The 25161-nt window shown below is 37.3% G+C and carries 23 protein-coding genes; 15 read left to right on the forward strand and 8 right to left on the reverse strand.

Going from position 1 to position 25161, the window contains the following annotated elements; all coding sequences use genetic code 11:
• Nucleotides 1–10: 10 nt before the first annotated feature.
• Nucleotides 11–1219 (reverse strand): MFS transporter, encoded by a 1209-nt coding sequence (locus tag FGL89_RS04895; RefSeq protein WP_014973551.1) that lies wholly within the window; start codon nt 1217–1219, stop codon nt 11–13.
• A 175-nt stretch (nt 1220–1394) separates the two neighbouring features.
• Nucleotides 1395–4145, reverse strand: a complete 2751-nt coding sequence (locus FGL89_RS04900; RefSeq protein ID WP_014973550.1) for a YhgE/Pip domain-containing protein — start codon at nt 4143–4145, stop codon at nt 1395–1397.
• A 126-nt stretch (nt 4146–4271) separates the two neighbouring features.
• On the opposite strand from FGL89_RS04900, the gene FGL89_RS04905 reads away from it, so the two are divergent.
• From FGL89_RS04905 to FGL89_RS04925, 5 genes are all read left to right on the forward strand, one after another.
• Nucleotides 4272–4886: a TetR/AcrR family transcriptional regulator gene (locus FGL89_RS04905; protein WP_014973549.1), complete on the forward strand. Its 615-nt coding sequence runs from the start codon at nt 4272–4274 to the stop codon at nt 4884–4886.
• A gap of 436 nt (nt 4887–5322) precedes the next feature.
• Nucleotides 5323–6060 (forward strand): helix-turn-helix domain-containing protein, encoded by a 738-nt coding sequence (locus FGL89_RS04910; RefSeq protein WP_014973548.1) that lies wholly within the window; start codon nt 5323–5325, stop codon nt 6058–6060.
• Between the two features lie 254 nt (nt 6061–6314).
• On the forward strand, nt 6315–6665 hold the full coding sequence (locus FGL89_RS04915) for a PadR family transcriptional regulator (RefSeq protein WP_014973547.1): 351 nt from the start codon (nt 6315–6317) through the stop codon (nt 6663–6665).
• A complete protein-coding gene (locus FGL89_RS04920) occupies nt 6662–7999 on the forward strand; it encodes a DUF4097 family beta strand repeat-containing protein (RefSeq protein ID WP_014973546.1) in 1338 nt (445 codons plus the stop codon). The genes FGL89_RS04915 and FGL89_RS04920 overlap by 4 nt, the downstream gene beginning before the upstream one ends.
• A 32-nt stretch (nt 8000–8031) precedes the next feature.
• Nucleotides 8032–8283, forward strand: coding sequence for a PspC domain-containing protein (locus FGL89_RS04925; protein ID WP_147000441.1), 252 nt, complete (start codon nt 8032–8034; stop codon nt 8281–8283).
• 191 nt (nt 8284–8474) lie between these two features.
• On the opposite strand, the gene gyrA is transcribed toward FGL89_RS04925, so the two are convergent.
• The 6 genes from gyrA to dnaA all read right to left on the reverse strand — a co-directional run bounded on the left by gyrA (nt 8475) and on the right by dnaA (nt 17597).
• Nucleotides 8475–11033: a DNA gyrase subunit A gene (gene gyrA / locus FGL89_RS04930; RefSeq protein ID WP_014973544.1), complete on the reverse strand. Its 2559-nt coding sequence runs from the start codon at nt 11031–11033 to the stop codon at nt 8475–8477.
• A gap of 91 nt (nt 11034–11124) precedes the next feature.
• Nucleotides 11125–13134: a DNA topoisomerase (ATP-hydrolyzing) subunit B gene (gene gyrB, locus FGL89_RS04935; protein WP_014973543.1), complete on the reverse strand. Its 2010-nt coding sequence runs from the start codon at nt 13132–13134 to the stop codon at nt 11125–11127.
• Nucleotides 13135–13198: 64 nt separating this feature from the next.
• The gene (gene recF / locus FGL89_RS04940; protein WP_014973542.1) at nt 13199–14329 is read right to left on the reverse strand and encodes a DNA replication/repair protein RecF; all 1131 of its coding nucleotides are present in this window, start codon (nt 14327–14329) and stop codon (nt 13199–13201) included.
• Entirely contained in the window at nt 14311–14766 is a 456-nt protein-coding gene (yaaA, locus tag FGL89_RS04945; RefSeq protein WP_014973541.1) for a S4 domain-containing protein YaaA, read from the reverse strand. The genes recF and yaaA overlap by 19 nt, the downstream gene beginning before the upstream one ends.
• 157 nt (nt 14767–14923) lie before the next feature.
• Nucleotides 14924–16057, reverse strand: coding sequence for a DNA polymerase III subunit beta (gene dnaN / locus FGL89_RS04950; RefSeq protein ID WP_014973540.1), 1134 nt, complete (start codon nt 16055–16057; stop codon nt 14924–14926).
• Between the two features lie 193 nt (nt 16058–16250).
• Nucleotides 16251–17597: a chromosomal replication initiator protein DnaA gene (gene dnaA / locus FGL89_RS04955; protein ID WP_014973539.1), complete on the reverse strand. Its 1347-nt coding sequence runs from the start codon at nt 17595–17597 to the stop codon at nt 16251–16253.
• A gap of 499 nt (nt 17598–18096) precedes the next feature.
• Between dnaA and FGL89_RS04960 the strand changes: the two genes are divergently transcribed.
• The 10 genes from FGL89_RS04960 (at nt 18097) to rbsD (ending at nt 25154) form a co-directional block, all read left to right on the forward strand.
• Nucleotides 18097–18630, forward strand: a complete 534-nt coding sequence (locus tag FGL89_RS04960; RefSeq protein ID WP_014975076.1) for an rRNA large subunit pseudouridine synthase E — start codon at nt 18097–18099, stop codon at nt 18628–18630.
• A 69-nt stretch (nt 18631–18699) separates the two neighbouring features.
• On the forward strand, nt 18700–19419 hold the full coding sequence (locus FGL89_RS04965) for a YebC/PmpR family DNA-binding transcriptional regulator (RefSeq protein WP_014975075.1): 720 nt from the start codon (nt 18700–18702) through the stop codon (nt 19417–19419).
• Between the two features lie 192 nt (nt 19420–19611).
• Nucleotides 19612–19746 carry a 50S ribosomal protein L34 gene (gene rpmH, locus FGL89_RS04970; RefSeq protein ID WP_002816117.1) on the forward strand — a complete coding sequence of 45 codons (135 nt, stop codon included), beginning with the start codon at nt 19612–19614 and terminating at the stop codon, nt 19744–19746.
• 95 nt (nt 19747–19841) lie between these two features.
• Entirely contained in the window at nt 19842–20189 is a 348-nt protein-coding gene (rnpA, locus tag FGL89_RS04975) for a ribonuclease P protein component (RefSeq protein WP_014975074.1), read from the forward strand.
• Between the two features lie 3 nt (nt 20190–20192).
• The gene (locus tag FGL89_RS04980; protein ID WP_014975073.1) at nt 20193–21032 is read left to right on the forward strand and encodes a membrane protein insertase YidC; all 840 of its coding nucleotides are present in this window, start codon (nt 20193–20195) and stop codon (nt 21030–21032) included.
• 377 nt (nt 21033–21409) lie between these two features.
• The gene (locus tag FGL89_RS04985; protein WP_014975072.1) at nt 21410–21868 is read left to right on the forward strand and encodes a GNAT family N-acetyltransferase; all 459 of its coding nucleotides are present in this window, start codon (nt 21410–21412) and stop codon (nt 21866–21868) included.
• Complete coding sequence (locus tag FGL89_RS04990) at nt 21852–22775, forward strand: magnesium transporter CorA family protein (protein WP_014975071.1); 924 nt, start codon at nt 21852–21854, stop codon at nt 22773–22775. Before FGL89_RS04985 ends, FGL89_RS04990 begins: the two co-directional genes overlap by 17 nt.
• A gap of 63 nt (nt 22776–22838) precedes the next feature.
• A complete protein-coding gene (locus tag FGL89_RS04995) occupies nt 22839–23408 on the forward strand; it encodes a xanthine phosphoribosyltransferase (RefSeq protein WP_014975070.1) in 570 nt (189 codons plus the stop codon).
• A gap of 137 nt (nt 23409–23545) precedes the next feature.
• Nucleotides 23546–24535 carry a ribose utilization transcriptional repressor RbsR gene (rbsR, locus tag FGL89_RS05000; RefSeq protein WP_041773248.1) on the forward strand — a complete coding sequence of 330 codons (990 nt, stop codon included), beginning with the start codon at nt 23546–23548 and terminating at the stop codon, nt 24533–24535.
• Between the two features lie 220 nt (nt 24536–24755).
• Nucleotides 24756–25154, forward strand: coding sequence for a D-ribose pyranase (gene rbsD, locus FGL89_RS05005; RefSeq protein WP_014975068.1), 399 nt, complete (start codon nt 24756–24758; stop codon nt 25152–25154).
• Nucleotides 25155–25161: the final 7 nt, after the last annotated feature.

Raw genomic sequence — 25161 nt, forward strand, 5'->3', positions numbered from 1 at the left:
AAGACTGGTGCTACTTCAAATTTTGTCGGCGTGAGTGGTAAAAATTAAATAGGACAATACCCAAATTCAAACCAGCAACGGCTAACAAACTTGACATGATGCTTGGTAGATGGTTCGTAGCAAAGAAGCCAGTTACAATTGGCATCACGAAGAACGCAATACTACCAAAAAAGAAATAAAGTCCTGTAAGGCGCCCAGAAAATTTAGGATAACGTGTGATTAACTGACTCAATCCTAATTGCAAGGAACCACCCGCAGCAGATATACCAAAAATGAAACAACCAATACTAGCACTCCTCATATCATGACTCAACACCACAACACTCAGTCCTAATAGTGTCCCTAAAGCTGTCACTATCAGTAAGTTCGCTTCTTTAATCCAGCTTCGATTTGTAATTAAAAAGAGCAAGCCGACACCGACTAATGACCCCACACTGTAGAAACTCATCAGCAAATGTGCATTAACAGTTGAAAATGATTGTACAACATGAAAATAACGAGTAATCCACTGAGTAAAGTGAATCATTAACCACATCGAACTAAAACCATAAATCAAAAACAATATTTTTGTTGTATCCCACTGCCAAGTAGCGTCCTTTGTGTTAACCGCCACTTTTTTACTTGGTTTTGCAACATAGAAATTATCAGAACTGATGGTTGCCATGAGGATAAGATTCACGAGTAGTATCGCTGTGGCTAACCAATATAACCAACCAAACCACATATCACGATTCATAATGGCTACTAACACAATCGGCAATATACCTTCACCCAATGAAATCATTGCTTTAATCAGCACGTTACCACTTGAATTACCGTGGTTAATTTCTAACAATGTTGGATATGCCACAGCATCTAAAGCGGCATTACCTAATCCAGCTAATGTTGTTATGATAATGGCAAAAAAGACAGTATGTGTTAGTGGTAATATCGTAAAAAACAGCAAATACAGGACAGCCGCAACCATCAGTAATTTTTTGCGATTTAAGTGGTCAGATAACTCACCTAAAATTGGATAAGCTATCAATTTTCCAATCCCAATTGCCGAAACAACAGCAGTGGTACTAGCAATAGAAGCCTGCCACAATGTACTCAATTGTTGCACAGTTTGTGCCAAAATAATTAACGCAAACCCTTGGACGATGTAATTTAAATAAACTACAAGCCGCAATCGCAAATTACGGCTACTATTCTGACTATTTTTTATAATTCCAGTCATCTTAAACTCTCCTAAATTAAACTACAATGTGATTAAATAATAGTATTAATCTTTAAAAATACATATTTTAGAAATCATTTCATTTTAACACAAATATTATGAAATACCCGACAATTTCTTAAGGCTTAATAATAAAAACAGCCTACTCATTTAGTAGACTGTTTTTATTATTTCATTAACTGTGTGCATAATTAATTTTTTTGAGTTTACGTTTTTTCATCATGTAGAAGCTAATGATGATTAATGTAAATACCACAAACATTCCCAATAAGACGAGTACATCTGCTGTTGCCGAATGACCAATCATCAACGACTGACGTAATGCACTCACAGAATACGTCATAGGTAAGTACGGATGGACAACTTCAAAGAAATGATTTGATAATTCAATCGGATAAGTTCCAGCTGACCCACCTAATTGCACTATCATCAAGAGCATTGTCAAGAAGGAACCTACTTTTCCAAACCACAAATTAAGAGCCGTAACGATGGTAACAAACGCAAAGGATGTCATAATGATTATGCCAAAAGTCGTAGCATAATTTACGGGTTTCAATCCAACAATGACAACTGATACCAAGTACATCAGCGCGCCTTGAAGAAAAGCAAACGGATATACAACTGCCATTTTACTTGCCCACCAACTCATAACCTTTTTAGGATACTTAAGTGGTGTCACCAAATCATACATCAAGTTAAACGAGACTGCACCAATGAATAACGATAACGATAATATATAAGGTGCCATGCCTGTCCCGTTATTCGGTACAGTATCCTTTTCGCTATGTTTTGTGGTAGTGGGATTTGCTAATTGCTCATAAGTCTGTGGTGTTGCCTTAGTTGCACTGACCTTACCACCTGCTTGTCTGAGCTTATTAGCTAATAAACTATTGCCATCGGCTACTTGAGAAATACCATCTCCTAGTTTCTGAGAGCCTGATGCTAATTTATTTGACCCATCAGACAATTGCGTGGCACCCTGAGTTAATTTCTGAGAACCACTCAATAGCTGGTTACTATGGTTCGTCAATTGACCTAACCCAGCTGTTGCTTGATTGCTACCACTAGCCAACTGTGATATTGCTGAATGCATAACCGGCATGTTTGTATTAAGTGATGATAGACCATTGGTCAGCTTTTGTGAACCAGTATTCAGCTGCTTGCCATTAGAAGATAATACCCTGGTTCCTGTATTGAGTTGTGAACTCCCTGTTGCCAAAGCATTAATACCATTGGTTAACGTTGGCATATTCGCATTAAGTTGTGTCAAACCATTCGTTAACTGTGTCGCACCATTAACCAGCTGATTTGACTTCTGATCAAGCTGTGAAAGTCCTGTCGTTAACTGTGTTGCCCCAGTTGCTAATTTATTCGTGCGATCTCCTGCTTGCTGAACTGAACCAATAAGACTGTTGATACCGCCATAAACTGTTGTCGTTTCTGCACCAGTACCGTAGCTGTCAACCAGACGGTTTACTCCATTTTGAACTTGCTTTGAGTTTTCATCAGCTGTTCCTAATGTTTGTAAACGCGTTTGCAAAGTACTTAGATTATTTGTAGCCTCTTTAAGTGCGCTGGTAACTACCCCAGTCGGCAATATCGCATTTGATATCGCTGTAGTCTGTTGATCACTGAGATGTTGTTCTTTGGCTACAGTATTTAATTTTGCTTGCGTCCCAGTCATATATTGGTTAATTGTCGTGATATTGCCCGCCAAATTGGCCATACTACTGGTGAGCTGATTAATTTCACCAGCATGCTGATTATTACTACTGCTATTCACAGCTGCTTTTAGTTGGTCTAATCCTGTCTTAAAACTTGTTAATCCTGCTTGTAACTGCTGGATTTTATTTTTTGAACCAGCATCGTTTAATGCACTATTCATCTGTGTCAAACCACTAGAAATTTTTTCACTCGCTTTAAATGCAGTTGTTGTCCCATCTGTATATTGAATGACGCCAGTATTTAAATCATTTGAACCATGAGATAATTTCTCAACGCTAGAATTAACTGCTGTACTACCAGTAACTAACTTCTGCGCGCCCTGATTTAGAGCACTAGCACCATTATTGACTTTATCAATACCAGTAGTATATTGATTGAGTCCTGATTCAAGATTAGTTGAGCCTGTATACAATTGTGACACACCAGTATTAAGACTAGGCATTTTTTCTGACAGTTTGTTTAGCCCTGTTGCAATCTTAGCACTGCCCTTTTGTGCCTGAGACACGCCACTAAAATACTGGCCCAACCCTTGGGTTAATGTATTAGAACCATCACTAAATTTCAGACTACTGGTAGCTAGAACTTGTAAATTCGTTGCAATTTTATCATTTCCATTTTGTATTTTTTGACTACCCGCGGCTAATTGTTGGTTTCCTTTGGCCGCAGTTGAAAATCCACCGCCTAACGCCTGCATTTGTTGAAACATAGCTTCAGCATAATTTTGAGTTATTTGTTTAGAAATAGTTCGAGCAATACTTTCAGCTCCAGTTTTAGAGAGCTGACCCGCAATAAAACTATGTCCTAAACTAGTACTATAGTGTAGAGACATTTTTTTCGGATGTTCATCTAACAAAGTTGTGGCATTTTCAGAAAAACTTTTAGGAATGGTTAAAACCATATAATACTTGCCGTCTGAAAGTCCTTTGTTGGCAACTTTTTGACTTGGAAAACTAAATTTCATTGTATTCGAATTTTCTAAATTGTGTTTTAATTGTTCACCAACAGCTAGGGTCTTGCCGTTATACTTGACTGATTGATCCTCATTAATCACTGCAACAGGTAAATTTTTAATTTCACCATACGGATCCCACATTGATTTTAAAAATCCTAAAGCGTAGAGTGACGGAACCAACATAACAGCAATTAAAACAATCACCATAAATTTATTCCGCCAAATCTTTTGCCACTCTATTCCAAGCATGATTTTATTCCCCTTTTTTGAACAACGTGTTGATTTATTTTAAACTATAGTTTATATTAGTCATTAAAAGGCACAAAATCAATATACAATTTTTTGAAAAATGTCTAATAATTATCGGAGTATCTCATGAACAGACAAAGGAAAAACGAAATTACACAACAGCGAATTATATCAGCGTTAATTGTTTTAATTAACGAGAAAGGATTTACTAACCTCACTGTTTCAGACATTGCGCGTGTTGCTGAACTCAGTCGTGGCACATTTTATGTTTACTATTTAGATAAATATGACTTATTAGAAAAAGTTGAACAAAATCTGATCAGCAACTTAACAAGGTTAATGCAAACAAATATTGACTGCACAATTTCTTGGTTAGATCACTCAGAAACAAAAAAAACTACCGAAAACTTAACTGACTCACCTTACCGTAGTTTTATTCAATCTTTTGATTATCTTCATCAAAATCGTACTATCATCAAATCTTTATTATCACAAAATGGTGATTCACAATTTCTTTACCAACTGAAAACTCTGATTGATAAACAAATCAAGGAGCATTATCAATTAATTTTTAAAGATGAGAAAAATGTTATACCAATTGATTACAAGCATGATCTATTAATCACTAGCTTGATGAGCATTATTGGTCATTGGCTCCAAAAAGAATCACCTGAGTCACCTACTGAAATTGCTGAAATTTTAATTAATAGTCGTCTACTTGCTTCGTATCAACTAAAGTGAAAGACATCATGAACAAAACGTATGATATACGTTTTGTTCATGATGTCTTTCTTTTACTCTCTTATTACTGGCTACAATTAAAAATTTAAATAAAAAAACCTATCCCGAAAGATAGTGAATCAAGCGCTAATCAAAACATCGCTCACTATTTTTTAGAATAGGGTTCCCCAGCGTATCTTTTTGCTACAATTTGATATGCTCCCAATTAAATTGTAGCAAAATAACCCAGCAAAAATTTCAATTAATTACTGCTAATTTGGCCCAATATATATTATTGATTTTTATAGTTTTTGTGATATAATGTTGTTTTTTAATGAGTTAATCTATGCTACATAAATTTATAATAAATACTTATTGTTCATTAAATCACGAATAGTAGGTGTTTTCTTTATTTTGCTGTATAATGTAAACATTAAACTAACTAATAGAGGTATTAATGAGTATTGGCGAAAAAATCAAGCAACTTCGAAAAACAAACGAACTAACACAACAAGAATTTGCTGAAAAGTTATATATTTCATTTCAATCTGTATCTAATTGGGAGCGCGGTGTAGCCCATCCAACAACTGAAATGATGTTACATATTATTGAAAAATTTCAACTACCAATGGCTTTTTTTATCGATGAACCCTTTGATAGTAAAGAAGAAAAACTCATTTTATCATCCTTTGTAAAAAGCATGTATCATAGTAGAGATGAGGCGCCAAGTCTTGAAAATATTCAAGCTTTATCTGGCCTATCAGCAGAACAGATTACGTCATATTTCCCATCCTATGATGATTTAGTTTATGCTATCATACACCAAGTTGATCAAAATATTAAAATGAGAGTGGCAGACAGGCTGGCGACTAATGATGACGTTATGGCAGTTTTTATAGATGATATGGCCCCTTTACTTTACAGTAAAAAAAATGAACTACATATTTTATACACACGTCCTTACATTAAAGGTGTGTGGATGCAATTTATTAAGTCAAAATATAAATCAATCCTCCTTCAACATACGTCAAATGAGTCGTCATACAATGATAATCTAGCGACTGAATATCTTATTGAAACACTTATGGGCTTTATCTCAGTATGGATGAGCCAAACTGAACCAGAATCTTTAGAACAGTTTCAAAACCGAATTAAGTATCTGGCAAACAATAATCTGTCCTCTTGGCAATATTAAATTTAAAAAGCGCATATGTAGTCAGATTCAGTCTAACTACATATGCGCTTTTATATGACATGCTTATATTAAATCTACAATAGCAAAAATCCCTGTAAATAACATCAATTAGTTTTGATTTACTATGCCAGCTGCCACATGATACTTTGTTAACACCATATTGATTCAACTTAATAGCCTCATAAAACAAATTACTTTGACAAACACAGTAATTTGTTTTATGCTATACTTACAAGTTAAAAGAAGGTGGCAAAATGGATATTTCTAAAGATCTTATTCGTGGTCACACAGATACGATTATATTAAACATTCTCAGCCAAGGTGATTCCTATGGCTATCAAGTATCAAAATCTATTCGTAGCCTAAGTGATAATCAATACAGCCTTAATGAAGCCACGCTTTATACTGCATTTCGTCGTTTAGAAAAAATTGGTGAAATTGAGAGCTATTGGGGCGATGAAACACAGGGTGCACGCCGTAAGTATTATAAAATTACTAGTTCAGGTCGGCAACATCTCGCAGCTGCTTTGAACGAGTGGCAATTCGCCAAAAACATTATTAGTCACCTAATCAGTGGCGAAATAACTGAAGGAGACAATCTATGACAAGTATAGAAATGGAAATACGCACGCGTTTGGATGTCCTTTTCTCACAATACACACCAAATAACCAATTAACTGAATTCAAAGAAGAGCTTGTCGCTGATTTGCTTGAAGCTTATCAAGACTTTGCCAAACAGGATCGCTCGCACGATGAAGCACTCGATGATGCCTTTGATCAATTGGGTGATATAAAGAGCGTCCTCAGCGATATAAGTCAACAACATACAAGCGATGAGCATCAATCCAAATCCAATCAAAACAAAAAACCTTTTGTAGACTTTTCTGATGACGGCGTGCATATTGGTAATTTACACATCAACGGTAAAGGTGTTAGATTAGGTGATGATATTGTTATTGATGGTAAAAATGATAAAGTAAACCTTGGCGACTGGTTACATGTTGATCATGATGGTGCCCGTATTGGTAGAAAATATTATAAGTTTGATGATAGCGACAACAACGAAGAGAGCATGTTCAACTCTGGAAATTTTAAAATGCCATCCTGGGCTGCAGCTCATCATAACGCCCAAATTCCAATCAGCACGCAATCACTAATTTTTGACTATAAAGATGCAACCGTCCATTTTTATACAAATGATAAACTTGATTTGATCACTTTAGATGAGTATTTCAGTCGTGATAACAGCCGATATTTTGCCACTATACATGAGACAGATGATCATATTTCAGTAACTCAAGGTGATTCCCCACTCATTTTCCATGTACGTAAATTAATTAATATTGGTCTACCAAAATCTATAACAAACAGTGATCTTACCATTATTAATCGTAATGGCAATATATTAGTACAAGATATTACTTTAGCCAACTTCAATGTTAATATCGAATCTGGTAACTTTAAAGCCCAGCATATTCAAGCTAAACATGCTGACTGGCAAGCGCACTCTGGTAATATTCAAGCTGATCACATACTCTTTGAAACCGCAAAAATTGATAGTCGCTCAGGTCATACTAAACTTGACCACACCACAATTAATCAAGCTCAAATCGACCTATCCTCTGGATCAACGGACATTAATCACTTTGCCGGTGGTGGCAAAATAAAGGTCAATTCTGGTTCTGTTCGTTTACGAATCAATAAACTAACTAGTGATCTTAAATTGAAAACTAGTAGTGGGCGTGTTCGCATAACAACACCAGAAACGCAAGATTTCTACTTTGACTTAAACTCCAATTCTGGCAGTATTAAAATTGAACGCACAGATAGTAGTCATCTTGATAAAGATACAAGCAATTATAAACGTGGATTCTTTGGAGATGACCCGCGCTTTACAATTGACGCAACAACTAATTCTGGTACAATTAAGGTGTATTAATACCAATTATTTCAATTAAAAGGAGATTAATTATGACTCATAAAAAGCAATTAACGCGATCACGTAATAACCGCATGGTAGGTGGTGTTATCGGTGGCATTTCGGAATATTTTGGTTGGGATGCAACAATTGTTCGTGTAATATATGTTATTCTCTCTATCTTCCCAGTTATTCCTGGTATTGCACTTTATATTTTGGCGTGGATTATTATTCCAGATTCACCACGCCGGACACATCGCTACACTCATGGGAGCCGTAAAGACATTACACCAGATGATAATTAAATAAAGTTAGCCTCCTCGTCAAGCGAGATAACCATTTTTTTCGTATCATAATTTATCTCACTGACAATGGAGGTTATATGGTAGATTACGTATTTAGTCTTTTTACAATAAAAAAAGGACGTTCATAATAAAAAACCGATGACATTAACAGTCATCGGTTTTTTATTGTAATGATGTTACTCAAACATTTACTATTCTTCGGTTGAGGTATCATCTGTTGAAGCACGATCTAATAAATCAGTAACCTGATCAAGTTGATTACTATCTAATGGTGTTTCACGTGGAACATCTTCAGTCACTTCATCAAGTGGTTCATCTTCATGATCGACTTTAGCTAGGGTAGCCACTTGTGCGCCATCTTCTAAGCGAATCAAGCGAACACCCATTGTTGCTCGTCCTGTTTGGCTCACAGTTGATGCAGCAAAGCGAATCATTACGCCTTGAGTCGTTGTTACCATAATATCTTTATTAACATTAATAATAATCATACCAGCTAATGAGCCGTTTTTCTCAGTGATATTAGCTGTTTTTATACCTTTACCACCACGCCCTTTAATTGGGTACTCTGTAGCAGGTGTTTGTTTCCCGTAACCATTCTCGGTGATGATCAATACATTATCTTGTTGGCTCAAAACATCAGAACCAATAACTAGATCTCCCTCACGTAAGCGAATACCTCGGACACCAGCAGCAGCACGGCCCATAATACGGACATCTCCTTCAGAAAAACGAACAGAATACCCATCTTTTGTGGCAATAATAATACTCTGTGTTCCATCAGTAATTTGAACAGATAAAACTTCATCATTATCACGCAACGTCAAAGCCTTTAGCCCATTTGTTCGAATATTTGAGAATTCACTCACGGCAGTACGCTTAACGACACCTTGTCGTGTCACAAAGAATAGATAATCTTGGCTTTCACTCGCCTCACCTTTCACAGTGATTACAGTCTGAATTTTTTCGTCACCTTCAAAATTCAGTAAGTTAACAACTGGAATACCCTTGGCTTGACGGCCATATTCAGGTACTTCATAGCCTTTCATCCGATAGACTTTGCCCTTATTTGTGAAAAAGAGTAGCGTATCATGTGTTGATGTGGCGATCATCTGATCGACGAAGTCCTCATCATTAACGTTCATCCCCTGAACACCACGACCACCACGATTTTGGGCTTTAAATTCCGCCTGTGGTACACGTTTAATGTAACCATTACGTGTTAATGTAACGATGACTGCTTCTTCTTCAATCAAATCTTCATCTTCAATATTTGTCACATCACCAACTTGTAGTTCTGTGCGACGTGGATCTCCAAATTTTGTTTGAATTTCAAGTAATTCATTATAAATAATATCATCAACACGATGCTCATGTGCCAAAATATCTTTCAAATCAGTAATTAATTCAACTAATTTCTGATACTCATCTTCGATTTTATCACGTTCTAAGCCCGTTAAGCGCACCAAACGCATGTCTAAAATCGCTTGTGCTTGTTTATCGCTCAGTGCGTAACCATCAATCAAATGTCTCTTAGCTTCTTCAGATGTTTTAGATGAACGAATAATACCAATGATGGCATCAATATGGTCCAACGCTATCCGCAAGCCTTCAAGAATATGTGCACGCGCCTGTGCCTTCTGCAAATCAAAGGCCGTACGACGACGAATAACTTCTCGCTGGTGTACCAGATAAGCCTCTAAAATTTCTTTGAGGCCCATTGTTTGAGGCTTTCCACCATTAATTGCTAACATATTAAAACTGAAGTTTGTTTGCAATAAAGTTTCTTTATATAAATTATTTAAAATTACACTAGCTGACGCATCACGACGTACATCAATAGATACACGCAAACCGTCACGATCTGATTCATCACGAATTGCAGTAATACCTTCAATACGCTTATCACGCGCAAGCTCAGAAATACGCTCAATCAAACGTGCCTTATTAACAGCGTAAGGCAACTCAGTAACAATAATTTGTTCTTTACCTGTCTTGGTTTGTTCAATATCAACCTTGGCACGTACTGTTACACGACCACGTCCTGTCTCATAAGCACGTCGAATGCCTGACTTACCCATGACAATACCACCTGTTGGAAAATCAGGTCCCGGCAATGCCTCCATTAAATCAGTTGTTGTTGCTTCTGGGTTATTCATCAGAATATGAATGGCTGAAATAACCTCACCTAAGTTATGTGTTGGAATATTTGTTGCCATACCAACGGCAATCCCAGTCGCACCATTGACTAACAAATTTGGAAAACGTGCAGGTAGTACTTCAGGTTCTCGCTCTTCACCATCATAGTTGGGCACAAAATTAACCGTGTCTTTATTCAAGTCACGGACCATTTCCATAGCAACTTTAGATAAACGCGCTTCAGTATAACGCATAGCCGCAGCACTGTCACCATCGACCGAACCAAAGTTACCATGACCATCCACTAACATGTGACGGTATGAAAATGGTTGCGCCATACGCACCATTGATTCATAAATCGCTGAATCACCATGTGGATGATATTTACCCATAACGTCTCCAACGATACGTGCTGATTTTTTATGCGGTTTGTCGGGTGTATTCCCTTGTTCAATCATCGAATACAAAATACGACGATGAACAGGCTTCATACCATCACGAACATCAGGTAAAGCACGCGCCACAATAACTGACATTGCATACGATAGAAATGATGTTTTCATTTGTTCAGACAAATTCGCATTGCGAATGCGCGTGTCATTTTGTTCAGACATTTGTTACTCCTTGGTCAATTTTTTGAACTCTTACTATGTACCCGCTTGAATGATATCATTCAAACTTAACATTAAATCAATACGGTATATATCAAATATCTAAATTCTCAACAAACACCGCATTTTCTTCAATAAATTCACGACGTGGGGCAACATCGTCCCCCATTAACATATCAAAGATACTATCGGCTGCCTCAGCATCTGCAGGGTCAACACGCAATAAACGACGATTTAAAGGATCCATTGTTGTATCAGCAAGCTGATCAAAATCCATCTCTCCTAATCCCTTATAACGTTGTACCTTTGGCTTAATATTTGATGGTAATTGCGCTAAATATGCCTCAAGTTCTTCATCAGAATCTAAGTATTCTCGTGTTTTAGAATTACCAAGCGCCACACCATACAAAGGTGGTTGTGCAATATAAATATACCCAGCATCAACTAATGGTCGCATGTAGCGATAAAACAATGTTAACAGCAACGTCCTAATATGTGCACCATCAACGTCGGCATCGGTCATAATAATCACTTTGTGATAATTCGCTTTTCCAGCGTTAAAATCTTCACCAAATCCTGTACCCATTGCTGTGAATAATGAACGGATTTCTTCGTTAGCTAGTACCTTATCCAAAGTCGCCTTCTCAACATTTAAAATCTTACCACGAATTGGTAAGATAGCTTGAGTCAAACGGTTACGCCCTTGTTTAGCTGAACCACCGGCCGAGTCTCCCTCGACGATGAACAATTCCGAAATAGATGGATCATTAGAGGTATTATCGGCTAGTTTTCCAGGTAAATTACTAATTTCCAAGCCAGACTGCTTACGCGTCATTTCACGTGCACGCTTAGCTGCCAGACGGGCCTTTTGTGCCAAAATACCCTTTTCAACAATTTGCTTAGCAATTGGTGGATTTTCCATCATGAAACGACTAAAAGTCTCTGAAAACATACGATCAGTCGCTTGACGCGCATCTGAATTACCTAGCTTGGTCTTCGTTTGCCCTTCAAATTGTGGATCTGGATGCTTGATTGAGACAATTGCTGTCATCCCCTCTCGTACATCTTCACCTGTCAAACTTTCCGCATTATCTTTAAGTTGCCCATGTTTACGGGCATAATCGTTGATAACACGTGTCAAGGCTGTCTTAAAGCCTGTTTCATGGGTACCACCTTCATAGGTATTAATATTATTAGTAAATGTTCGTAAACTATCTTTAATATCAGTGGTATACTGCAGTGCCGCTTCAACAACGATGCCATTTTCTTCACCTTCAACATACACTGGATCTGGGAATACAGCTGTTTTGTCAGCATTTAAATAAGCTACATATTCTTTAATCCCACCCTCAAAGTGAAAACTTTCAGTCACTGACTGCTCTGGTCGATTATCAGTAATTGAAATACGTAATCCTTTATTCAAAAAAGCTAATTCTCGGACACGAGTCAACAAAGTATTGTAGCTAAATTCTATTGTTTCACGAAAAATATCTGTATCTGGTTTAAAGTGGACAATTGTCCCACGACTAATCGTTGGCTTTTCATCTAACTTAACCATTTTGGTGTTCACGCGACCGGTCTTGAAATCCATATAATAGACTTGCCCATCACGAATAACTCTAACATCTAGGTCAGTTGATAACGCGTTAACAACTGATGCACCAACACCATGAAGACCACCAGAAACTTTATAACCACCACCGCCAAACTTACCACCAGCGTGTAAAATAGTAAACACTGTCTCAAGCGCTGGTTTTCCAGTTTTGTTTTGGATATCAACTGGGATACCACGACCATCGTCTGTAACCGTAATTGAATTATCTTTTTCGATGGCTACCGTGATATGTGTTGCAAAACCAGCTAAGGCTTCATCAATACCATTATCAACAATTTCCCAGACCAAGTGGTGTAAACCTTGTGCTGTTGTCGTACCAATATACATTCCTGGTCGCTTACGTACCGCTTCAAGACCTTCTAGTACTTGAATTTGGTCTGCATTATAATCACCAGCGCTGGCATCAACCGTACTAGATTGACGAATTTCTTCATCATCCGTAACGATGCCATCAATATTTTCTACTGCTTTATTATTTTCTTCAGACATATTTTTCTCCAGATAGTTGAATATAATAAAACCTGATTTGCAACAGGTTAATCACGCAACTTACTCATAATTGCGCCTCTTCTTCGACATCAATACGACCTTGCTGGACGTGAAACACTTTAGGTTCATGAATCAACTGCCGTGCAACATCACTTAATGATGGCGCCGTTATAAATGTTTGAACTTTATCTTGAATCGCCAACAGTAAGTGTGTCTGACGATTAGCATCTAATTCACTTAAAACATCATCTAGTAGCAAAACCGGATATTCTCCCGTTTCTTGCTGCATCAAATCTATTTCAGCTAATTTAATGGCTAAAGCTGTTGTTCTTTGTTGGCCCTGCGAGCCAAAGACTGCCACATCATTCTCATTAACAATGAATTGAATATCATCACGATGTGGCCCAACAAGTGTTGACCCTTGCATAATTTCGCGTGGTCGCTGCCGCATTAAAGCTGATTCAAAGGCTGATTTTATTGTTTCTAAGTCTATGCCTTGATTAACTTCAACAGCACTTTGATACTTGAGTGTTAGCGTCTCTTGCTGATTAGAAATCGTTGCATGAATTGGCTGTGCTGCCTTTTGTAATTTTTCTAAAAAGCCCTGCCTCGCTAATAGTACTTGGGCGCCCACATCAACTAATTGTGATGTTAAGACGTCCAAAAACATGGTATCTGTCGTTTGCTTGAGTTGCAATCGTTTTAAGTAAGCATTGCGATCCTTTAATATACGGCGATACTGTGTTGTGTTGTATAAATACAATGGATTCATTTGTCCAAATTCCATATCAATAAATCGTCGGCGAACACTAGGTGCCCCTTTAACCAACTCGAGGTCTTCTGGTGCAAATAAAATAACATTCAATTGACCAATATATTGAGATAACTTGGATTGTTCCAAATGGTTAACACGTGCGCGCTTGCCTTTGTTAGAAAAATGCAAAGATAATGGTGTTTCACTAATATTTTTCTTTACACGACCACTAATGGTCGCTTCTTTTTCTTGCCAACGAATTAAATCTTTATCACTACTCGTACGATGCGAACGCGCTAAAGCTAAAACGTAAATGCTCTCCAACAAATTCGTCTTTCCTTGCGCATTCTCACCCAAAAACACATTAATGCCCTCACTAAAATCCAACGCTAAATCAGCATAATTACGATAATTTGTGAGCTTTAACGATTTGAGTTCCAAGAACCCGGCCCCTTTGGTCCTCTAGTACCTTGCTTTGATCTCCCAAATCCACCAGCGCGTGTGCCATTTTTACGACGTAATTCTGCAAAACGTGCTTCTTTACGTTCTTTAGCGACAGCGGCCTTTTGTGCTTTGATGCGATCATTACGAATGGTCTTTTTGGCAGCGGCAGCACGCTCATCTTTTTCTTGTTGTGTCGCTGCGATTAGCTCATCAACATTTTCCGCTAATTCGATAACGTACGTTTCACCGTCAATGATAATCTGATCATGGTCGTACAATTTTTTACCACGACGGTTTTCTTCCTCGCCATTAAGCATCACCGGAAAATCCATGAGATAGTATTTAGCTTGTCCACCAGAAGAAATAATATTTTCTTCTTTGAGCAATTGAGTGAGTGTGATGTATTCAGTTGTGATTTTTACATTTTTCGTCATATTAGTTACTTAAGTATTATACCATTTTTTCATCTTAAGTTCTTTAAAAAACGTCCTAAAATCGTTTTTAAGCGATTTTAGAACGTTTTAAGGATTTTTGTTTATTTTCGATTAAATTTATTGAGAACGTAAATCAGTCTATTCTAGCGACTATTGCTTAAAATGTGCGTACTGGTGTAATTAACTGTAATTGCTTATTATCTGTTTCACCAGCTGGTGTAATTGTAAATGGACGTAAGTTACTGGTAAATTTCACATCAACAGACTTACCACTAAATATACGTAATGCATCTCGAACATAGTCTGGGTTAAATGAAATTTCTAAATCAGCACCGTCAACTGACTGAGCTACCAGCTCTTCCTGAACTTCACCAACCTCTTGTGATGTCCCTTTTAAAGTCACAACACCGCTAGTTAAAGTTAGCTGTACGACGTTATTTCGACTTTCATGACTTAACAAACTTGCTCGGCCAATGGCACCAAGTAATGTACTAGCCTCAATTGTTAATTGTGTTGTACTTTCAGTCGGAATTAATCGATCAGTTTCTGGGTAGTTCCCCTCTAATAAGCGTGAATAAAATGATGTATGTCCTAAATCAAACATCGCTTGATTTGTAGCTAGTTTGATGTCCACACGGTCTTGTCCTTCAAGTAGGCTCTGTAATTCATTAAATGACTTAGCTGGAATAATCACATCAGCCTGAATATGCGCATCTGTGCCAGTTAATGTCACAATCCGTTGTGATAAACGGTGTGAATCTGTGGTTACTGCCTTAACATCTGTACCATCTAATGCCAAATGAATCCCCGTTAAGATAGGTCGACTTTCTTGTGTGGATGCTGAAATTTTTGTTTGTGAAATAATATCAATTAATTGCGCTGCTGAAACACTTAAACTCTGCACATCATCCATTTCTGGTAATTGTGGATAGTTACGGACATCTTGACCATTAATTGTAAAATCTGATGCGCCTGAAGTGATACTTGCACGAACGCCTTCAACGGCTAATGTCAGATCATCTGCTGGCAAATTTTTGACAATATTAGAAAAAAACGTTGCGGGTAGTGTAATGCCACCAGTTTTTTTAATAACGAGCTGTGCCGCTGTATCTGACTGGTCAATTCGCGTTTCAATAGAAATATCTGCATTTGATCCGGTTAATACTAATTCTTCATCGTTTAAGAGAATTTTGATATTTGTCAAAATAGGAATTGTTGTTCGAGATGAAATAGCACGTGAGACATCATTTAATGCTTTGATAAAAGCTTGACGATTAATTGAAAATTGCATCAGGTATTCTCCTTTTTATGTGAGCAATCCAGCGGATTAATTGTTTTAAATAAGTTAATTAAAAATCTAGTAGTAATAATAAGGGCTGTGAAAGTTGGGGAAAAGCGGATTGTGTATAATAAGGCTATAACTTTTAGTTGTGCACAATGCTGTGGGAAAAATGTTATAGTTGTTCTTCTTTATCCACAATCAGTTATTTACCGTTTTTGATCTCGTCAGTCAATGCATCGAGCATTTCTTTTGTTCGGGCATCAGATTCAGCTTTTTCGGTAATTTTGTTGGTTGCATGTAACACCGAGGAATGATCTCTGCCACCAAAAGCTCTGCCAATATCTGGTAAGCTTTCATTTGTCAAAGTTCGTGTCAAATACATGGCAACGTGACGAGCTGTCACGAGATCTTTTTTCCGGCTGGTGCTTTTGAGATCGGCGATTGTCTGCATGTAATAGTCAGCCACAACTTGTTGAATGCGTTCAACTGTGATTTTAAAACCTTGGTTAATATTTAGATCACCTAATATTTGTTGTGCCGTTTCTTTTGTGGCGGGTTTATTTCTAAACCTTAACATCGCTTCAAATCGGTGGAAAGTACCTTCCAACGTACGAATATTAGAATCGATTTTATCAGCAATCAGCTCTAATACATCATTTGGAATTGTTAAATTGTCTGTTTCGGCCAAATTTTTCAAAATAGCAACACGCGTTGGCAAATCAGGCTTTTGAATGTCCATTGATATCCCTGCTTCAAAGCGAGAAGTTAGACGAGATTGTAAATCAACAATCTCGGTTGGTAACTTATCTGAAGTCATGATAATTTGTTTACCAGTTTTGGTTAGGACATTAAATGTATTGAAAAATTCTTCTTGAACTTTTTCTTTGCCCGACCAAAACTGAATATCATCAATAAGTAGCAAGTCAACAGTGCGATATTCTTTTTTAAACGCTGCAGTTGCGCCCTCTCCTGCTCGCAGAGATTCGGTAAAATCGTTTAGAAAATCTTCGGCTGTGGCGTATTTGATACGTGCACTGGGTGTGGTTTTCGAATACGCATTGCCAATTGCTTGCATCAGATGTGTTTTCCCTAGGCCGACACCACCATAAATTAAATATGGATTGTAGACACGACCAGGATCTTCAGCAACTGCACGTGCAATGGCATAGGCATTTTCATTACCTGTGCCAACAACGAATTTGTCAAACGTAAAGTTCTCATTTAAGTCAGATTCACGTGTAAATGATAAATTGTCATTGAGAACTTGTGCGGGTTTCGTGAGTGTTTGTGCTACCCGTAATTCCGGCTTAATAAACCCTTCTGCAATTTCCATGGCATATTGTACAAAACTCATCGCGTAGGATTTATTCCAATTATCAATAATATCCGTACTCTCATCAGCTGGTACCTCTAGGATAATGCTAGACTCTGTTAAGGTAACCGGCGAAAGTGGTTCTATGTACGTGTCGAACGAAACCGGGCCAATTTCTTGATAGAATTTGGCTTTGATTTGATTCCACAATTCTTCTTTTGTTATGGGTTTTGTCACAAAAATATCTCCTAATATATCGGTCGCTGTGCGAAATTGACGGTAAATCAATTCGAATTAACATGACGACCGATCGACTCACTTATCTATTTAAAGAAGTAGCAAGATTTATTATAACAGTAAGGAAATAAGTTTTCCACAGCTGAGAGACAACTTTAGAGAATATCAACAGCTGTGGACAAAATAGTAAACACTTTGTGGATACAAAAACGAACAAATGTGCGAGTTATCCACAAACGAACAACGTTGTCCACATTTAAAAGTGGGTAAGGACACTATTTGAGATTCGTTATGAACATTATCCACAATTTGACAATCACAAGCTGTGGATATGTGGATAACTTGTGAACACCCTTGTGGTTAATCAAAGTTAAAAAGCTACTCGTACACAAGGTTGTGACTTGTTTTTTATAACCTTGTGAATAGTAAAGAAAAGGTTAAGACCTAAAAAAACGAGTAGACATCTGTTCGCCTTTTAAGCTATGTTATAATTAATGCTATGATTGTACTATTTAACAAACCATATAACGTTCTAACTAAATTCACCGACAATGAGGGGCGCGCAACACTAGCTAGCTACATTGATATACCACGAGTTTATGCTGCTGGCCGCTTAGACATGGATAGTGAAGGGTTATTATTGTTAACAGATAATGGTAAGCTCAACCATCAACTAACTGATCCGGACAACAAAGCTTATAAAACTTATGTTGTTCAAGTTGAAGGGATACCAACAAAACAACAGTTAAAACAGTTAGAGCAGGGTGTTGACTTAAAAGATGGACTAACTTTACCAGCCAAGGTTAAACGCATACCGTATCCAAAATGGTTGTGGGAGCGCGATAAACCAATTCGTGTACGTCAGAATCAGCCAACGAGCTTTATTCAACTTAAAATTAAAGAGGGTCGTAATCGTCAGGTGCGACGTATGACAGCGGCAGTAGGGATACCAACTTTACGGTTGATTCGTACTCATATTGGTGATTATCACATTGCTGATTTAAAACCAGGACAATATCGCATCATAAAATAGAGAATGATTGCTGCAAAGTGATTAGAAACCGTTATAATAGTAAAAGATATAAATGTCATGAGGTAGAACATGGGACGCAAATGGGAAAACATTAAGATGAAAAAGGCGCAGACAGATGGCGCCGCTGCAAAAACTAATAGTAAGTATGGTATTGAAATTTATGCTGCTGCCAAACAAGGGAACAGTGCTGATCCAGAAGCCAATTCGACATTAAAGTTTGTGATTGAACGTGCTAAGCAAGCACAAGTACCAAAACATGTGATTGAACGTGCACTTGAAAAAGCAAGTGGTTCAGGTGACGAGACATTTATTCAAGGTCGTTATGAAGGTTTCGGACCTAATGGTTCGCTGATTATTGTGGACACACTAACATCTAACGTTAACCGTACTGCAACAAATGTACGGACAGCATTCAACAAGAATGGTGGTAATTTCGGCGCAGCAGGATCGGTCAGCTACCTGTTTGATGAAACTGGTGTCATTGTTTTTGAGGGTAATGATGCTGATACTGTGTTGGAGAACCTGTTAGATGCAGAAGTAGACGTACGTGATGCTGAACAACAAGATGATCAGATTGTTGTTTATACTGAACCCAGTGATTTGCATAAAGCTATCGAAACTTTGCGCCAAAGTGGGGTAACTGAATTTACGACGACAGAAATTAGCATGCTACCACAATCTGAGATGACTTTAAGTGGGGATGATTTAGCCGTATTTGAAAAATTAGTTGATGTCCTTGAATCTGATGAAGATGTACAAACTGTTCATCATAATGTAGCCTTATCATAGTCAGATATTGACGTAGTTATATCATAGTGAATGTATGAAGTGGTCAGACGTAAACATGATAGTATTGAGAAGCTAAATTTCGATTATATTTAATTGGTAGCATAAGGTTGCTAATGAAGTTGATCCATGTTATGATTAATGTCGAATTGCAAAGTTTTTGCAGGTAAAAATCGCGAATGGAGGTGAACACACATGAAGCGTACATACCAACCAAAGAAGCGTCATCGTGAACGCGTACACGGATTCCGTAAGCGTATGAGCACGAGCAACGGTCGTAAAGTTTTGGCTCGCCGTCGTGCAAAGGGCCGCAAGGTTCTATCTGCCTAACAAGGTCGCTGCTATGCAGTGGCTTTTTTATTTATTAAAAATTGTGAGCAGTATGGTTAACGGCCATGTGAGCACCTCAAGTGAGATTAAATCTAATGAGAAAAACTTTTCGAATTAAAAAACCAGCAGATTTTCAGGTTGTTTTTAATAAACACCAATCTGTTGCCAATAAATACTTTATTGTTTATCAATTGCATAAATCAGAGCAAAAACATTTTCGACTAGGACTTTCTGTCAGTAAAAAGGTAGGTAAGGCACACGATCGTGTTTGGGTGAAACGCCGTATTCGGCAAAGTATTTTGGAATTAAAACCGCAATTACCAAATGAGCTAGATTTATTGGTAATTGCACGTCCAGCAGTGGCTCACAAGAGTCAAAAATTCATTAAAGAACAGATGATCCATGTGCTACAATTAGCTCAAATACTGAAAGTAGAAAAATAATCGATGAAACGTTTTGAAAATATTTTAAAGAGAATTGGACCATTACCACTTATATTGGCTGTTGTAGCGCTGGTTATTATTGTTATTGCTAGTGTAACCTTTGAAGGACATATTGCATCGCACAGCTTTTGGAGTGCGATTGTTGCGGCTTTTACATCAGCTATCTTAGGGACATCAGCATGGTTTGGCAATAGTTATGGTATTGGTATTATTATTTTCACAGTTTTGATTCGTTTTTTGATTTTACCGTTGATGGTTTATCAAATTCAATCAATGATGAAAATGCAAGTCGTTCAACCGGCTTTAAAGGCGTTACAAGCCAAGTATCCAGGTAAAGACACTGAGAGTCGTCAATTGATGATGGCAGAACAGCAGGCGCTGTATAAGGACGCAGGGGTCAATCCCTTTGCTTCAATGTTGCCTTTGATTGTACAAATGCCAATTTTGATTGCTTTGTATCAAGGTATTTATAATTCGCCAGTTTTAAGATCAGGTCAATTTTTGTGGTTACAACTCGGGAATCGTGACCCGTACTTTGTATTACCCATCTTAGCTGCAATTTTCACATTTGCTTCATCTTGGTTATCAATGCAGTCTAACCCAGAGCAAACGGGGATAACAAAAGCAATGCCGTATATTTTCCCTGTTGTTATCTTCTTTTCCGCAATAGCCGTACCAAGCGCTTTGTCGCTGTATTGGGTTGTTGGAAACTTGTTCCAAACGATTCAGACATTTTTCTTACAAAATCCATTTAAAATTCGCCGTCAACGTGAATTAAAAGCGGAAAAAGAGCGTGAGATTCAGCGTAAAATTAGAAAAGCTAAGCGTGGTAATAAGCGTTAATTAATATAAATATTTACTGTAAACCGTACCTGGTTTGCTTTTTTTTTGCAGAACAATTCAAATTCGTGGTCGGGCTAATGACAATTACTGTACCTATCGGAAATAATATTGCCAATCGCTGTGCTGTAAAATGTGAGTTTGGCATTGAAGTGAACAAAGAGTTGTCCGCTTTTTCTGATAATAGTTGATTGTTAAAACAGGATTATATTCAACAAGTCCTAACTCACTCAACGTAACAAAAACTGTTATAATATAAACCATAGGTTTTAGGCATTCTTATGGCATTTATGACCGTTTCTAAGTTAATAGAAAATGGCTATGGTGTGATAAGTTAAATATGCCTGGACAATCAGATTAAGAAAGACACATTAAGATTAATGATTAAGCAAAAAAAGACTTTAGCCAATAATCATTTAAAATTACGTGCAATGCGACCAGACGATGCGACTGCGCTTGCGCGCATCTACTTAGACACACGTTTAGCTAGTTTCCCTTGGGTAAAAAACCCACGTCTAGAAGATTTTGTGACAGTCACGCAAGGTGAACATGTGCAGGTAGCGATCATTGAAGAAGAAATTGTCGGTTTTGCATCAATTTCAGAAGAAGACAGCTTTTTACATTTACTTTTTATTAAGGAAGGGTGGCAAAATCAAGGGATTGGCCAGCAATTATTGACGTGGGCGCGCCAAGAAGTACGACGACCTTTGGAACTTAAAGTTGTACGTATTAATAAGCGAGCACAACAGTTTTATAAACGTGAAGGTTTTAAAATAATAGCGACCTCAATTTTAGCAAATCCAGCGAATGTGACGTATAGAGATGATCGAAACAGTTAAAGTATTTAAAAAATTTACATGGTATCATGTGCCAAACATGACTTCAGATGATAGGGAAGAGTTAGTGATTACTCATCATTTGACCAGTGAAATGATAGGTTATGCGGTTGATAATAACGAGGCAGTTCGTATGGAATATGATAATTCTGCCGATGAATCGCTAATGGTCATCGATGTTATCTCATACCATGATGAAGCTGTTGAAACACGACCCGTTGGTATCTTATTTGCTCACGGTAATTTATATACGTTCTCACACGATGTGACGGATTATATTCAAGCTGTTTTATTGGACCCTCAAAATCGCCAGAAGCGTCATGATGATACGGAAATTAGTGCGGTTGACTTTGTTATGACGGGTTTATATTCTTTAATGACGCGTTATGTTGAACAAGTGACAGAGATTAATCGTAAACGGCGCATTATTCAAGCGCAATTTGGTCAGCAAAAACGAACAACAAAGCAAATGAATGAACTATTACGGCTGCAAACACAGATGATTTATATTCAAAATTCATTAGCTAACAATCATGTGATGCTTGATGTTTTTAAAAAAGACTTTCAAAAAACGCTGTTAACATTTGAAATAGAGCATATTGATGATGTACGTGTGGAAGTTGGTCAGGCTGAACATATGGCTAACCTAGCTCTCACGGTGATTAATTCTATTTCTGATGCTTATGGTAATCTCAGTAACCGTGATTTGAACTGGACAATGAAGGTATTAACTGTCTATTCGATTGTTTTGACAGTGCCTACAATTGTTAGTGGTTTTTACGGTGAAAATGTTAAATGGCTACCATTTGCTGACGCGATTAGTGGTTGGTGGGTTACCATTGTCATAACGGTCTTGTTAATGGCAGCTGTTAGTTTATTATTGGCTATCAATGGATTCTTTAGAAAATAGGCCATAAACAACATGTTTATTGGTGAAAAATAACAAGCTTAAACCCTAGAAAAAGGAATGATCATGAAACTATTAGAGGAACGTATTCAACAAGACGGCCGTATTTTGGGAGATGAGATACTGAAGGTAGATGCTTTTTTAAACCATCAAATTGATCCAGAACTTATGGCTGCTATGGGTGAAGAATTTTCACGGTTGTTTGCCAATGATAAGATTGATAAAATTTTAACAGTTGAATCATCTGGTATCGCGCCAGCAGTTTTTGCTGGTTTATCATTACATGTACCAGTTGTATTTGCACGTAAAAATAAATCTTTGACTTTACCAACCACCGTTTGGGCAGCAGATGTTTATTCATTTACAAAACAAACCACAAATCAAATTATGATTGATCAGCAATTTTTAAAAAGTGGTGAAAAAGTGCTCATTATTGATGATTTTTTAGCTAACGGTCAGGCTGTTAATGGGTTATTGAAAATTGCTAGTCAAGCTGATGCACACGTTGTTGGTGCAGGTATTGTTATTGAAAAAACCTTTCAAAAAGGGCGTCAAATTTTAGATGAACAAGGTATTCGTGTCGAAAGTTTAGCTCGAGTAAAAGCATTTGTGGATGGGCAAGTAGCATTTTTGTAATGATATTATGTTCCACGTGAAACACTGTAATAAGTGATATCATATCAATTAACGCAAGTTGTTGATGGCGATATAATTTATAGTAAAAAGCGCTTATGGACAAAGGAAATTTAATTAAGTCAGGGGAACAGAAAATGGTGAAAAAAGCATCTATAAAAGATGTTGCACTTTTGTCTGGTGTGTCAATTACAACTGTTTCGCAAATCATTAATGGTAAAGGACACCGATTTTCTAAGGCAACAATCGACAAAGTACTGCAAGCACGTGATGAACTTGGTTATGTGCCAAATCATGCAGCGCGATCGTTGAAAAGTAAAACAACGATACTGATTGGTGTGATTGTGCCATCTTTTCGATTACCTTTTTTTGCTGATTTAATTCAGAGTATGGAAACACATGCGCCATCATCGGTTAGAATGGTATTTTTATCGTCACCAGATAATCATCTTGAAAATACTATTCACTCACTTGTTGAAAGAGGCGTTGATGCGCTTATTTTTGGGCGACAGTTTCCAAATGATAAAGCCATAGCTCAACTTTTAAGTAAACAAAATATTCCATACCTTGTTTTAGACCAAAATAACGATGAAGCAGCTCGTGATAAAATTATTGTAGATGAATTTCAAGGCGGTAGTTTAGTGGCTGATCACTTTGTGACGCTAGGTCATCAAAAGATTGCTATGGTATTGCCTGAAATGTTGACACAAAATATGCTTGAGCGCCAAGATGGTTTTTTAGCTACCTTACAAAAATATGATGTTAATCCTATTATACTAACAGCTGAAAAATTATCTAAGCATGGTGGTTTTCGTATGAGTCAGAGCGTGATTGACAGTCAAGTAACAGCTGTTTTTGCATTTAATGACGAAATGGCAATGGGGTTGATGCGTGGATTGGTGAATTTAGGTATGACAATTCCAGGAGATATTTCAATAGCTGGCTATGATGATGCTGATTATGCTGAGTTTTTTATTCCAACTTTAACGACAGTAACACAACCAGTTTTTGAGATAGGTTCAGCTGTATTAAGTCTCATTTTAAATCGGCTTAAGTTTCCACAATCACCGCCACAAATACAAAAATTTCAACTAAAATTAGTAACACGTGAGTCAACTAGAAAAATATAAAGTATGATAAAAAGCTTATTTTAACTTGAGGAGAGTTTTGAAATAAGCTTTTTATTGTGTCTAAGTGACATGCTGTGAGTTTAATGAGTTGACAAATATCATATAGCACGTTAAATTTGACTTGTGGAAGCGCTTACAGAATAAAAACTATTCTGTTTGCTGTATTTTTTTCCGCTTAAAGTAAAACGTTTTACTAAAAATAAAATGGAGAAGAAAAGCCATGAAAAAGAAAGGTATATTAAATTCAGATATTTCACGTGTCGTTGCTGATATGGGACATATGGACTGGTTAGCGATTGGTGATGCTGGGACACCTGTACCTCGAGAAACAGAGAAGATAGATCTAAGTATCAAAAAAGGATTGCCTAGCTTACTAGCTGTTTTAGATGCGGTGCTAGATGAATTGGCTGTTGAAAAAATATATCTTGCTGAAGAAATTAGGCAACAAAATCCGGCTATGTTGGAGCAGTTGACGCAACGATTTGGTGAAAGCGTGACGGTTGTATTTATTTCACACATAGCGTTAAAACAAAATTTGAAGCAAAGTAAGGCATTTATTCGAACAGGAGAGGAAACGCCTTTTGCCAATATTATATTAGAAAGTGGTGTCATTTTTTAAGCTGGTA

Source organism: Leuconostoc carnosum, from assembly GCF_007954525.1.
Classification (GTDB): domain Bacteria; phylum Bacillota; class Bacilli; order Lactobacillales; family Lactobacillaceae; genus Leuconostoc; species Leuconostoc carnosum.

Excerpts from the sequence above, each read along its gene's own strand:
- FGL89_RS04895 (WP_014973551.1), bottom strand. The coding sequence starts at position 1,219 with ATGACTGGAATTATAAAAAATAGTCAGAATAGTAGCCGTAATTTGCGA.
- FGL89_RS04900 (WP_014973550.1), bottom strand. The coding sequence starts at position 4,145 with ATGCTTGGAATAGAGTGGCAAAAGATTTGGCGGAATAAATTTATGGTG.
- FGL89_RS04905 (WP_014973549.1), top strand. The coding sequence starts at position 4,272 with ATGAACAGACAAAGGAAAAACGAAATTACACAACAGCGAATTATATCA.
- FGL89_RS04910 (WP_014973548.1), top strand. The coding sequence starts at position 5,323 with ATGAGTATTGGCGAAAAAATCAAGCAACTTCGAAAAACAAACGAACTA.
- FGL89_RS04915 (WP_014973547.1), top strand. The coding sequence starts at position 6,315 with ATGGATATTTCTAAAGATCTTATTCGTGGTCACACAGATACGATTATA.
- FGL89_RS04920 (WP_014973546.1), top strand. The coding sequence starts at position 6,662 with ATGACAAGTATAGAAATGGAAATACGCACGCGTTTGGATGTCCTTTTC.
- FGL89_RS04925 (WP_147000441.1), top strand. The coding sequence starts at position 8,032 with ATGACTCATAAAAAGCAATTAACGCGATCACGTAATAACCGCATGGTA.
- gyrA (WP_014973544.1), bottom strand. The coding sequence starts at position 11,033 with ATGTCTGAACAAAATGACACGCGCATTCGCAATGCGAATTTGTCTGAA.
- gyrB (WP_014973543.1), bottom strand. The coding sequence starts at position 13,134 with ATGTCTGAAGAAAATAATAAAGCAGTAGAAAATATTGATGGCATCGTT.
- yaaA (WP_014973541.1), bottom strand. The coding sequence starts at position 14,766 with ATGACGAAAAATGTAAAAATCACAACTGAATACATCACACTCACTCAA.
- dnaN (WP_014973540.1), bottom strand. The coding sequence starts at position 16,057 with ATGCAATTTTCAATTAATCGTCAAGCTTTTATCAAAGCATTAAATGAT.
- FGL89_RS04960 (WP_014975076.1), top strand. The coding sequence starts at position 18,097 with ATGATTGTACTATTTAACAAACCATATAACGTTCTAACTAAATTCACC.
- FGL89_RS04965 (WP_014975075.1), top strand. The coding sequence starts at position 18,700 with ATGGGACGCAAATGGGAAAACATTAAGATGAAAAAGGCGCAGACAGAT.
- rpmH (WP_002816117.1), top strand. The coding sequence starts at position 19,612 with ATGAAGCGTACATACCAACCAAAGAAGCGTCATCGTGAACGCGTACAC.
- rnpA (WP_014975074.1), top strand. The coding sequence starts at position 19,842 with ATGAGAAAAACTTTTCGAATTAAAAAACCAGCAGATTTTCAGGTTGTT.
- FGL89_RS04980 (WP_014975073.1), top strand. The coding sequence starts at position 20,193 with ATGAAACGTTTTGAAAATATTTTAAAGAGAATTGGACCATTACCACTT.
- FGL89_RS04985 (WP_014975072.1), top strand. The coding sequence starts at position 21,410 with ATGATTAAGCAAAAAAAGACTTTAGCCAATAATCATTTAAAATTACGT.
- FGL89_RS04990 (WP_014975071.1), top strand. The coding sequence starts at position 21,852 with ATGATCGAAACAGTTAAAGTATTTAAAAAATTTACATGGTATCATGTG.
- FGL89_RS04995 (WP_014975070.1), top strand. The coding sequence starts at position 22,839 with ATGAAACTATTAGAGGAACGTATTCAACAAGACGGCCGTATTTTGGGA.
- rbsD (WP_014975068.1), top strand. The coding sequence starts at position 24,756 with ATGAAAAAGAAAGGTATATTAAATTCAGATATTTCACGTGTCGTTGCT.